This is a genomic window from Cyanothece sp. BG0011, from assembly GCF_003013815.1.
Taxonomy (GTDB): Bacteria; Cyanobacteriota; Cyanobacteriia; order Cyanobacteriales; family Microcystaceae; genus Crocosphaera.
In genome coordinates this window covers 15891-28683 of the sequence record NZ_PRLH01000046.1, presented here as the reverse complement: position 1 = coordinate 28683, position 12793 = coordinate 15891, and the positions used below count along the sequence as shown (strand labels likewise).

The 12793-nt window shown below is 41.7% G+C and carries 8 protein-coding genes; 4 read left to right on the top strand and 4 right to left on the bottom strand.

All coding sequences use genetic code 11. The features are described 5' to 3' along the window. Positions 1 to 70: 70 nt before the first annotated feature. Entirely contained in the window at positions 71 to 370 is a 300-nt protein-coding gene (locus C4E06_RS05590) for a ferredoxin (protein ID WP_107667157.1), read from the bottom strand. Positions 371 to 783: 413 nt separating this feature from the next. On the opposite strand from C4E06_RS05590, the gene C4E06_RS05585 reads away from it, so the two are divergent. The 4 genes from C4E06_RS05585 to C4E06_RS05570 all read left to right on the top strand — a co-directional run bounded on the left by C4E06_RS05585 (position 784) and on the right by C4E06_RS05570 (position 4154). Next, positions 784 to 1782, top strand: a complete 999-nt coding sequence (locus C4E06_RS05585) for a Gfo/Idh/MocA family protein (protein ID WP_107667156.1) — start codon at positions 784 to 786, stop codon at positions 1780 to 1782. A 455-nt stretch (positions 1783 to 2237) separates the two neighbouring features. After that, positions 2238 to 2750 carry an inorganic diphosphatase gene (locus C4E06_RS05580; RefSeq protein WP_107667155.1) on the top strand — a complete coding sequence of 171 codons (513 nt, stop codon included), beginning with the start codon at positions 2238 to 2240 and terminating at the stop codon, positions 2748 to 2750. A 124-nt stretch (positions 2751 to 2874) separates the two neighbouring features. Then, a complete protein-coding gene (locus tag C4E06_RS05575) occupies positions 2875 to 3234 on the top strand; it encodes an NAD(P)H-quinone oxidoreductase subunit M (protein ID WP_107667154.1) in 360 nt (119 codons plus the stop codon). Between the two features lie 146 nt (positions 3235 to 3380). Further along, positions 3381 to 4154, top strand: coding sequence for a PEP-CTERM sorting domain-containing protein (locus tag C4E06_RS05570; RefSeq protein ID WP_157951118.1), 774 nt, complete (start codon positions 3381 to 3383; stop codon positions 4152 to 4154). A gap of 5 nt (positions 4155 to 4159) precedes the next feature. Here the strand turns inward: C4E06_RS05570 and C4E06_RS05565 are convergent, their stop codons facing one another. The 3 genes from C4E06_RS05565 to C4E06_RS05555 all read right to left on the bottom strand — a co-directional run bounded on the left by C4E06_RS05565 (position 4160) and on the right by C4E06_RS05555 (position 12473). After that, the gene (locus C4E06_RS05565) at positions 4160 to 4972 is read right to left on the bottom strand and encodes an SDR family oxidoreductase (RefSeq protein WP_107667153.1); all 813 of its coding nucleotides are present in this window, start codon (positions 4970 to 4972) and stop codon (positions 4160 to 4162) included. A 526-nt stretch (positions 4973 to 5498) separates the two neighbouring features. Then, positions 5499 to 6830, bottom strand: coding sequence for an aminotransferase class I/II-fold pyridoxal phosphate-dependent enzyme (locus tag C4E06_RS05560; protein ID WP_107667152.1), 1332 nt, complete (start codon positions 6828 to 6830; stop codon positions 5499 to 5501). 21 nt (positions 6831 to 6851) lie between these two features. After that, positions 6852 to 12473, bottom strand: coding sequence for a type I polyketide synthase (locus tag C4E06_RS05555; RefSeq protein ID WP_107667151.1), 5622 nt, complete (start codon positions 12471 to 12473; stop codon positions 6852 to 6854). Positions 12474 to 12793: the final 320 nt, after the last annotated feature.

Genomic DNA, 12793 nt, shown 5'->3' with positions numbered 1-12793 from the left:
GTTGACTGGAGTGCAAAGCATCTTTGAGCATCGTGATCAATACTTTGCTGAAAATCTTAAATCACAAGACTTAGTACAAGGATTCTTCTTGGTGAGTTTCGATGGTGCAGTCAGAGGTAGGATAAGCAACACAAGTTAAAACAAATCCTGCTTCTACTTGATCATCATCTAAGAAAGATTGATCACCTTGATCGACACTACCACTAACGAGCTTACCAGCACAGGTAGAACAAGCACCGGCACGACAAGAGTAAGGTAACTCAATCCCTTCTTCTTCTGCTACATCAAGAATGTACTCATCTTCAGGTACATCAATGGTGGTGTTAATGCCTTCTGCTTCGTTCTTTAAGGTAACTTTATAAGTTGCCATAGTTTTGTCCTCTTTTTAAAGTAATGAAACCATTGTTGTTGACAGTGAAGCTTAAATCAATAAGCCTCAACAATAAGCTCATTTTTGATACTAAGGTAAAAACACCCCCAGTCAATGAGGCATTAGTAATGAAATTCTTAAACAAACTTAAAATAAGTTTTACTTATATATTGATACGGAGGAAGGGATGAAGAATGTTATCAAAATTCTATACTCTATAACCTATGGTCAATAGTGCTTCACAGGAAATCCCCCCCTCAAGTTTTCCCCGTCTATCTCCCAACTTATTAGTATTAGTTATATTTATCATACTCATTCATGACTTAAGTGGATAAATAGTCTTCCTAATCAGCTTCTTGGTATCGAGAAAGTGGGATAATAGACCTTTGAATATTTATTGAGGTAGGGTAAAGATGTCTCTTACTTCTGGGGTTTCGCATCCCATTAAAGTTGGTATTGTTGGCACCGGGTACGCAGCCAAACGACGGGCCGAAACCTTGATCGAAGATGAGCGGTCGCAGCTTTGTTGTGTGACAGGATATACTCGTGAGAATGTAGTTGATTTTTGTCAGTCTTACAATATTTCCTCGTATGATAACTGGGAAGATTTAGTAACGGATGAGAGTTTAGAGTTAGTCATTATTTGTAATGTGAATCAACTTCATGGACAAGTGGCTAAACTCGCCTTAGAAAATAATAAAAATGTTATCGTCGAATATCCTTTATCTTTAGACTATACTGAAGCCGTCGAACTATTACAATTAGCTAAAAAGAAAGATAAATTATTACATATTGAACACATCGAAATTTTAGGAGGTATGCACCAAGCGATCAAGAAACATTTACCGAAAATTGGTAAGGTTTTTTATGGACGTTATACAACCATTGATAGTAAAAATCCTGCCCCAATAAAATGGACGTTTAATCATCAATTGTTTGGATTTCCTTTTAAAGCAGCTTTACCCAGGATTCACCGTTTCACCGACTTATGTGGGGAAGTTAAAACAGTGAATTGTCATCAAAAGTATTGGAGTAGAGAAGAAAACGACTATTATCATGGCTGTTTATGCGACGCTCAATTAATCTTTAAAAATGGGTTAATTGTTGATTTAATTTATGGAAAAGGAGATATTTTTATAGAAAGCGATCGCACCTTTGAAATTCATGGAGAAGAAGGTAAAATAATTTTTGAAGGTATGGAAGGAAAATTAATCACAAAAGAAGGAACCCAAGCAATTCAATTAGAAAGTCGTCGGGGTTTATTTGCTTTAGATACAAAAATCGTTTTAGACCATTTATTTAATCAGAACCCCCTTTATCTTAATCCAGAATCCAGTTTATATGCCCTAAAAATTGGAGAAGCTGCTTATCAATCTGCTATTTCAGGAAAGCTAATAGACATTGATAGTTGATGTTTCTCACAATATGAAAAAAGAGGCTATTTACTGCTAAAAACAATAAATAACCTCTGGCTGTTGTATGCACCCGCTTTTTGAATCCTGTATCTATTATGTTCGGTTTCTGTCTGATCCCCCGTAGCAGTGATCACAGGGAAAAAGTGATAATTATCAAGGGAAAAAGAACAAAAAAAAGAGGTTATTTACTGCTAAAAACAATAAATAACCCCTGGCTGTTGTATGCACCCGCTTTTTGAATCCTGTATCTATTATGTTCGGTTTCTGTCTGATCTCCCGTAGCAGTGATCACAGGGAAAATGTGATTGTTATCAACCTTTGGACAAAATTCATTGTAAAATAAGCAGCGAAGGAACGATTATGGACTAAAAAAGGGACAATATTCCCTCGATGAACCCATAATAGTGCTATATTCCTTAATCACAGTAATTAGTAAGCATTCGGAGAAAATTGTGGACTTATCACTCATTCCTGCTCAACCTAAACCTGGCCTAATTAATGTTTTAATTGAAATTCCCGCAGGGAGCAAGAATAAATACGAATATGACAAGGATATGAACGCCTTTGCTCTTGATCGCGTTTTATTTGCCTCGGTACAATATCCTTATGACTATGGGTTTGTTCCCAATACCTTAGCCGATGATGGTGATCCCTTAGATGGAATGGTACTCATGGATCAACCGACTTTCCCCGGTTGTGTGATTGCTGCCCGTCCCATTGGTATGTTAGAAATGATCGATGGTGGCGATCGCGACGAAAAAGTATTGTGTGTCCCTGAAGAAGATCCGCGCTATGCTGAGGTAAAATCTCTCAAAGATATTGCACCTCACCATTTAGAAGAAATTGCTGAGTTTTTCCGCACCTACAAAAATCTTGAGAAAAAAGTCACAGAAATCTTAGGGTGGAAAGATGTTGAGTCAGTTATGCCCTTAGTTGAGCAATGTGTCAAAGCAGGAAGTAAATAATGATTGAGTGGGGATAATGGCTAATTGTCCTTATCCCCCGAATATAGTTTTAACATGGCTTAATTGCTCTTTAAAAGAGAAACCATTACCATCTAAATATACGCTCTATTTTTGTTAGCTTACTATGTTTGTTAAATCCACAACTCGACATATTCGTATTTATGCAGCCGAAGTTCAGAAGAATGAACTGGTAGAAAGTGATAATATGCTCACTTTAGATGTTGATCCCGATAACGAATTCAACTGGGACGAAGACGCTTTACAGAAAGTGTATCGGAAATTTGATGAGTTAGTAGAAGCTGCCAGTGGAGAAGAATTAAGCGATTATAATTTACGTCGTATTGGTTCAGATTTAGAGCATTTTGTCCGCAATCTTCTGCAAAAAGGTGAAATTAGTTACAATTTGAAAAGTCGTGTCCTTAATTATAGTATGGGACTGCCTAAAGTTGAAAGTCCAGAAACCGAAGGCGCATATAATCTATAGCTTTCGTGAAAGAACAAGTAATTTTGGATTAGCAGACGGGATTAAGACAAGTTGAGATTTTATTAGGGTTAATTTGACCTCAACCTACAATTGAGTCGAGTCTATAGCACTTACCTTGAATGATTGTAGTATTTTGAGGAGAACGAATGACTATTTTGGCTAATCAAGAAAAAAAGCCCCATTATCTCATGGGTTTAATGGGATTAACAGCCTTTGCCACTGTCACAATTAATACCCCTGCCGTAGCCGAACCCCGTCTTTATCTAGAAACAGGAGGGCAAGAAAGTCTTAACTTAGATCCCAACGGATTAGCTATTTTAGAAGGTATTGGCTTAACTTTAAATAGTGCCAATAGCACCACTACACCAAAACCTGGGTTTGATATTGGCGCTTTAATGTTGCCTCCTAGTTCAACCCCTGGAGTTCGTGGAACCACCGCAGTCTTTTTATATGATGATGATGATGGTTTTTATTTCCCTGTCTCTGGCACAGAGGAATTTTTAGGAACTCTTGTGTTTGATGTTGATAACAATCTGCTTCCTGGTCTTGATTCTCAGTTTGTGTTTGGGAATTTTTCCAATATTTTTGATGAAACCTTTACGACTGTAATCAGAGATACATCAGGCATTTCTCTTCCTCCTTTGTTTCCTGCCCTGGAAGTTGCCAATGATCGCCCTCCTAACGTTGATCTTACTACGGGGACATGGTTTCTTGAAGATATTGAAATTGTCATATCCCAAGAATTAAGTGATTTTTTGGTAGCGGCCGGCGCTTCTCAATCCGTTGCTGGTGTACCGTTTGCTGAAGCGAGAGGCGATCGCACCTTTGTTCTACTCTCTGTTCCTGAACCGAGTATGATAACAGCTATTTTAACGACTGGATTGGCAGCCTTTTCTCTAAGGAAAAGAAAAAGCAATTAAGTCCTTTAGTCTCCTTTTTGATTGACTAATCGATCAAAGTACCAGTGAGTGATGGGAGTGAGTAAACTATGGAAATTTTGGATCATTTTAGCTTCTACACCTGGTGTAATGGCAAACTCCCTTCTTTTCATTCCCTTTACAATCACCTCTGCTACTTCTTGAGCCGTCCATATTTTCGTACTCTGTGTAATTCGTTTGGTTTCTTCAGGTTTGATCAAATTTTCAGCAGCTAACTGAGGGGTATCGGTATCAGGAGGATAAACAACAGAAACATCGATGCCACACTGTTTCAGTTCTCCTCGTAAGGACTCTGCTAACCCACGAACAGCGAATTTAGAGGGACTATAAGCAGTATAACCATAAACACCCACTAATCCAGCAACAGAAGAGATCATCACAATGTGTCCCTGTTGCTGTTTGATCATGGAGGGTAAAGCCGATTGAATGGCATAGAGTGTTCCAAAATAGTTAACATTCATGGTGTCTTCAAAAACTTCGAGGGGAAGTTCCTGAAAATACCCTGGATGGGCCATACCGGCCGAAGTAATCAGCAAATCAGGTGGGCCTAATTCTTCAATCCCTTGGTTAATAGCGGTTTGAATGTCATCAAACTGTGTCACCGAAGCCGATAAACAAATCACCTTTTGTTCTGGAGACGCTTTAGCTGCTTCAATTTCTGCCTTGGCTTGGGATAAAATGTCTTCACGGCGAGCAATAAGAGAAAGATTTGCCCCTTCTTTGGCTAACATGATGGCGATCGCTTTTCCAATGCCACTTGAACCACCGGTAATAATGGCGTGTTGTTGATAAAAATCCATATTCGTTGAATTCAGGTAAAGAATAGATAAATAGGGCTCAGGTTTTTCATGCCTTATGCCCCATTTTCCTAGTCACAAATCGTTAACCGAATGTCGGGCAGAATTCCCTTATCCTCTACAGGTTAGGGATGAATGCAAGGGCCTACGCATAAACGGCGCAGCCGCCACTTTCTCGTAGTTTGTGTTATACTGAGTGCTGGTTGCGACCCACCTGACCGACTAAGAGGCCCCGCAAGACGGATAAAGTATGTACTCGGCGGCAGATCAGGGAAAAGATTGTACAAGAATAAGAAAGTAGGCAGTAATAACGTAAGTCCAAAGTGCAATCTCGACAAAAAGTAATTACTCCTTGGGAAGCAGGGAGTCTGCCTGTGGAGGCTGTATAAGACCGAGATAAGATTCGTCTTATGGAGGCAACGGCCAGTGAGACGGGAAGCCTCGAAGACGAATAAAACCGTCCTTGAGTTTAGTTGTTGTTGGAAGCCCCAACTTCAGCGAAGCAAGTTGGGGTACTTCACAATGCTCTTTATTGTTGAGAGCTTTTAATTTTAGACCACTCTTGGGCTAAGGTTTTCACCGTAAAACGAATCTGTTCTTCGGTATGAGTACAATTGAGGAAAAAGCGTAAACGAGCGCCATTTTCTGGGGCTGCAGGATAAATCATCGGCATCACATTGATCCCACGACTCACCAAAGCTTGAGAGAGTCGAACACAAGGTAAGGCCTGACCAACAATAATGGGAATAATGGGGGTATCTTGACTATCCCCAGTGTTTAACCCTTCTTCTTTAGCTAACTCTAGGAAGAGTTGTGCGCTTTGATGCAGACGAGTCACCCGTTGGGGTTGGGCTTTGAGTAAACGGATAGAAGCTAAAGCAGAAGCGGTATTAGGGGGAGAAATACCTACACTATAAACAAATCCAGGTGCAGTATATTTGAGATAGTCGATCAACTCTCGACACCCTGCAATGTAACCCCCACAACTGGCAAAAGACTTACTTAGGGTTCCCATCCAGAGATCCACATCACGACTATTAATCTGAAAATATTCTCCAATACCTTTCCCTGTTTGGCCAATAGTTCCCATTGAGTGAGCTTCATCAATCATCAACAAAGCACGATGTCGTTTTTTAACCTCGATAAATTTGGGTAAATCGGGAATATCTCCATCCATACTATAAGCCCCTTCAATCAGAATAACGACTCTTTTATATTTATGTCGTTCTTCTTCAAGGATGCGATCTAACGCTTGCCAACTATTATGGGGAAAAACCCGACAAGTCGCCCCAGAAAGGACTGCCCCTTGAAAAGAACTGTCATGAATGAGAGAGTCATGAAGAATCAGATCGTCGGCCTTAAATAAGTGACCAATGGTGGTGACATTGGTAGAATGTCCTCCTACATAAACAATCGAACTATCAACACCGAGGAGATCGGCAATTTCTTGTTCTAATTCTTGATGTAAAGGGATTTCTCCAGAAATTAAACGACTCGCAGAGACAGAACTACCATACTTTTCCGTAGCTTCGTGTACTGCTTGAGTGACCATAGGATCGCCAGACATAGCGATATAGTTATAACTTGAAAAGTTAATGAACTCCTGGCCTTCCACTAGGGTGGTATCTTTATTAATCCCTTCATGAGACTTGAAATAAGGATTAGATTGTCCATTAGCTTCAAATTCATGAAGCATTTTTTCTAAACCAATATACTCAGGAAAATCCTTGAAAACATAGTATTCTGTGGGAATTTCGGGTTTAGTGGGAGTAGAGGCGTTTTGTTTAGCTAACAGTTGGGCTAAAAGGGCCCGTTTTTCTTGAGCAGATAAACCAGCTAGTTGTTGAGATTGTGAGGTCATGGATAGTCTCCGGTAATAAATTTAAGCCATCATGGAACTGAGAAGTTTCTCAACTTCTTCATCACTGAGTTGATCGAGATTATCTAAAAGTTGAGCAGAAAGGTCCTCTTGGGGAGTCGATTCTGTGGGAATGGATGCGCTGGCCTGTGTATCTCCTAATAGTTGTTTAATTTCAGCCATTAAATTGGCGATCGTCACCCCTTCGATGAATAACACCATGGGAATATCGATTTTTAAACCAGAACTGAGGCTATTTTTTAGTTCAGCACTCATCAAAGAATCCAGTCCGATTTCGTCTAAAGGTTGATTCATTTGCAATTGAGAGGGGTCTAAACCAAGGATTTTAGTGACAGTATTGATCACATAATCGAGTAAAACCTCGTCATAATTATCAACGGTAGCCGTTTCTAACTGTCCTAAAACCTGACCAACTCCAAGGGACTGATGCTTCTGGGGGGCAGAAGGGGTAATCTGATCAATTAATTGCGAGAAAAAGGGGGTTTGAGTCCCTAAAGGAAATTCTTGCGCGAATTGAGTCCAATTAACCGATAAAATGCCTAAACAGTCTTGCTCAGATTGCAGTAACCTTTGCAAGAGTTCTAAACCCTTTTCGGGGGTAATTTGACTGACTCCCTGTTTTTCTAGACGAAGACGATGGCTTTCTCCTAATCGGTTGGCCATACCGATTTCTGCCCAAGGCCCCCACTGAAGACTGATTCCAGGTAAGCCTAAACTTTGACGATAATGGGCTAATCCATCGAGAAAGGCGTTAGCAACCGCATAATTTCCTTGTCCCGGAGAACCCACTAAAGCAGCAGCCGATGAGAAATTAATAAAGAAGTCTAAAGTTAAATCGGCACTGAGACGATGCAAGTTCCAAGCACCCGCCACTTTAGGAGAGAGAACCTTGTTAAACCGTTCCCAAGTCATGGTTGCTAAGGTTCCATCCTCTAACACCCCCGCCGCGTGAATAATTCCCCGTAACGGCGGTAAATCTCTTTGAATTTGTTCAAAGACTTTTGCTAACTGTTGATAGTTAGAAACATCTGCTTTAGCTAAGGTAATGGTTGCTCCTTGCGCTTTTAATTGTTCTAAGGATGTAGCCACATCAGGGTTAGGATCACCACGGGAAATTAAAACCAGATGTTTTGCCCCTTGTTCGACTAACGATTGAGCGGTTAGTATACCCAACGATCCTAAACCACCAGTAATTAAATAGGTGTGATGGTGATCCACTCCATTAAGAATAGTCGGTTGAGAAGAAGGAGAGGCAACCAAACGAGCCACCAAGCGATCGCCTTGACGATAGGCGATTCTATCTTCATGACTGGGAGTCAAAATGTCTTGTAGCAACATCTCGACTTCGTTAACGGGTTGTTCTGGTGCTAAGTCTAAGGTTGAACAGTGTAGTTGAGGATGTTCTAAGTTAATGACTCTCGCTAGTCCTGATAACCCACTGTGGTGGGGATGGGTAGGGCTGGTTTGCGTCCCAATTTTCTGTGTTGCGCGGGTGATCAACCAAAGACGAAAGTCTTGGGGAAGGGTCATCTGGTTCAGTGCTTGCACTAAATAAAGGGTGCTACCAGAACTAAACATTTGTGACTGTTGTAAGGATTCCCCATCATAAAGGGTAAGTTCATCGGTGTCTAAACTCCAAAGATGCACAACCCCTTGTAAGGGTAATTGATGTTTGCCAATATCTTGTAGGAGTTGCTTAAACTGTTCCGGTTCAGTGGGGTTAAGGGTATAGGTGCAAGGGTCGATTTGTTGATACCCTTCTCCAAAGACGACCATCAACGGTTGATATCCTTGCCCTTGTAATCCTTGGCTGAGTTGGCTTCCCACTGAGGACGAATCGGCAAAAATTAACCAATTGCCCTGTGTTTCCTTGTCTATTGTTGGCTGAGACTCGATCCTCTTTTGAGGTTGCCAATGGACTTGGTATAACCAGTTATCAGAACTCGACTGTAAGCTTTGTTGCAGAACATGACGGGGAATTTGTTTTCCTTGAAACCCTGTAATTTTAGCCATGAGTTGATTCTGCTCATCGAACAGTTCAATATCAAGGACTCCTTCTTTGGGATTAATATCTGAGGTGCTACGGTAATGAGCGTAACACCATAATTGAGAACCCTGCGGACGATCAAAGAATTCTAATTTTTCGATACTAAAGGGAATCACGGTGGTTCCTGGTTCGACGTTTTCCTCTAACATCACCACCAACATTTGAAAACAAGCATCGATCAAGGTCGGATGTAATTGATAAACCGATGTATCCGTTAAACTAGCAGGAATCTGCATTTGTCCCAGGACTTCTCCTTCCCCTTTCCAAACCGATTGAATCCATCGGAAAGTTGAGCCTAAATGAATTTCCCGTTGTTTCAAATGGCTGTAGAGTTCTGCTCCTGTGATCATTTGTTGCGATCGCGATTTGATTTGAGCGGGGATAGTATAACTAAATTCAGGGTCAGAGGAAGTGGTTTGACTAACCATACGGCCAGTGCCGTGAACTTTCCAAGAATTACGGCTTGATGAATTAAAATTAGGGTCTAAACTCACCAGTTGAAAGCTTCCTTGAGTTTGATGCTCGTCAGGGGTAATTCCCAGTTGCACTAAACGGCCTCCCTCTTCAGGAATGACTAATGCTTCGGGGAACACCACCTGTTCTAAAGTACATCGGGGATGCTTAAAGGTAATCTGACCGGCTTCTAACAGTAAGGAGAGATGAAACGCGCCTGGAACCACCAACTGGTCATAAATTTTGTGATCTGCTAAAAAAGGTAACCCATCAACCCCTAAATAAGATTCAAACAGGGTTTTCTCTAATAACGGAGAGTTGAGTTGTCTGTCTAAGAGGGGATGGAGTTTAGCTGTAGAACTAGAGGATTTGGGTTGAGGTTGCGCCGAAGTCAGATCGAGCCAATAGGACTGACGTTGGAAGGCATAAGTCGGTAAAGACAGCCGTTGATGGTCATAATCAGCCTCAAAATTGTCCCAATTAACCTCAATTCCTGACACATATAATTTCCCTAAGGTTTCTAAGATTTGTCCCCAGTCTTCTTTCCCTGGACGTAAAGAGGGAAGCCATTGAGCTTGATGTTGGGGAATACATTGATTGGCCATCCCGAGTAAAACGGGTTTCGGTCCAATTTCGACAAAAATATTATAGTTGCTTTGGGCTAAAGTAGCGATCGCTGGTGCAAATTGGACGGCTTGACGAATATGATTACACCAATAGTCGGCACTGGCAATGTCTTGATCCACCACGTCTCCTGTGACATTAGAGATAATATCAATTTGAGGAACTTGATAATTAACCTGATTCGCTAATTCCCGAAACTCTGTTATCATCGGTTCCATCAACGGAGAATGAAAAGCATGGGACACCTGAAGTTGTGTGGTTTTGATGTCTTTTTCACTTAAGGTTTCACTGAAACTTTCCATCGCAGAAGTGGTTCCAGAAATGACCACCGCCAACGGACCATTCACGGCAGCGACGGCGATCTCTTCACTCAAACCCGATGCAGCAATCAGGGTGTTGATGGTGTCTACATCGGTCATCACTGCCCTCATTTGACCGTTAGGGGGCAATTGCTGCATGAGACGACCTCGTCGTGCAACCAATTTTAGGGCTTCAGGAAGGGTGAACACACCAGCCACAGCAGCGGCCACATATTCTCCTAAACTATGACCCACCACTGCATCGGGTTTGACATTCCAAGATAGCCACATTTGAGCCAAGGCGTATTCAATGGCAAATAGAGCGGGTTGGGTATAGGCAGTTTGGTTAATCAGGTTATTATCTTCGTCGTCAGGATACAGAACCGACAATAAAGGTTGCTCTAACTCTGAGCGTAGCCATTGATCGCATTCATCTAAAATTCGTCGAAAGGTGGGTTGCGTCTCATACAGTTGTCGCCCCATTCCCACGTATTGAGATCCTTGGCCAGTGAATAAAAAGGCAATTTTACCTAGTTTTCCAGGTTCTACGGTTTGCTTGAAGACATTGGGGGACATTTGCTCGTGACTAAACGCAACCAGATTCTCCTTCACCTCTTCAGTAGAAGACACCACCATGGCCAAACGATGATTAAAGTCCCCTCGACCTGTATTGGCACTGAAGGCTAAATCATTGATTTTAATATGAGAATGCTTCTGTAAATGGTTAGTCCATTTTTGAGCTAAGGTTTTCAGAGCCGGTTCGCTTTTGGCCGATAATTTAACCATTTGAAGCGGACGAGAGACAGAGGAAGCTTGATAATTCCCTTGAGGGCTTTCTTCAATAATTAAATGGGCATTGGTTCCGCTTAAACCAAAACCGCTAATTCCTGCCATTCTCGGCTGATCTTTTGTTTCCCAGGGGGTAAGGGAGGTGGGGATTTTCAGGAATTGGGCTGACTCGGCTAAGTTCGGGTTGAGTTCTTTAAAATTGAGATGGGGAGGAATGGCTTGATGTTGCAAGGATAGAATCACTTTGAATAAACTAGCCATGCCGGCGGCGGTTTCTAAATGACCCACATTGGTTTTCACCGAACCAATCATTAAGGGATTGTCGGGGGAACGGCCAGGGGCGAAAATGTCATGAATTCCTCGCACTTCTATGGGGTCTCCTAACGCGGTTCCGGTGCCGTGAGCTTCAAAATAACTAATCTGTTCAGGATTGACTTTTGCATTTTCAAGTGCCTGACGAATTACCTTTTGTTGGGCGCTGACGTTGGGAACGGTGAGGCCACTACTGGGCCCGTCTTGGTTCACTGCAGAACCGCGAATGACGGCTAAAATGTTATCTTGGTCGGCGATCGCATCTTTAAGACGTTTAAGAACAATCACCCCACAGCCTTCTCCTCGCACATAACCGTTAGCGTCTTTATCAAAGGTTTTACAACGGCCGTCCGGGGCTAATGCTTTGGTTTTACACAGATACAAGGTTGATTCGGGGGATAACATTAAATTCACCCCTCCGGCTAAGGCTAAGTTACATTCCCCACTGCGTAAACTTTGACAAGCTAAATGAACCGTGACTAAAGAGGTCGAACAAGCCGTATCAATGGAAATACTCGGCCCTTGTAGTCCAAATACATAGGATAAACGGCCTGAGGCGAAACAAGGAGCATTCCCTGATCCGGTATAAGTGTCAATAGGGAGATGATTTTTCACTTGCCATTTAGCATAATCGTCAGTGCCAATGCCCATAAACACCCCTGTTTGGCTTCCTTTGAGGGTTGAGGGAATCACCCCTGCTTGTTCTAAGGCTTCCCAACTGACTTCTAACAATAGTCTTTGTTGGGGGTCCATGGAAATGGCTTCTCTGGGGAAAATCCCAAAGAATAGGGGGTCAAACTGATCTACATTTTCAATAAAGCCACCGTAGCGAGTATAGATTTTATTGGGAACCTCAGGATTTTCGTCATAATAGGTTTCTGTGTCCCATCTGTTGGAAGGGATAGGGGCGATGGCCTCTTTTCCTTGGCTCAATAATTCCCAGAAGCTTTCGGGTGTGTTGGCATCTCCTGGAAATCGACACCCCATTCCCACAATGGCAATGGGTTCGTTGTCTTTGTGCTGCAAAGATTCTATTTTTGTTCGGGCTTCTTTAAGGGCAATAATCGCTTTTTGTAAAGGGGTTAGTGATTGAGATTTCATCTAAAAGTTCTCCTTGAGGATCGCATCTTTCTAGGGTTGATTATTAGAGGGTTACAGTAATTTTTGCGTTGATTATCAACAAAGATCCCAAATCTGTTTCAAAACAAATGGGTTTTGATTTCCATCGGATTTAAGATATGCAATAGTAGAAGATCAACGATTCAACCCCATTGGGTAAGAAGAAAGTTATGAAAAAAGAGGCTTTAATTTTTAATTCTGACTTCTGGATTCGGAAACTCCGAAACTTCTTACCCTGAAGGGTGTTCAAAATTTAGTTTAAGTTGATTACAATTAACTTATAGTTTATAGATTTAGCTCTC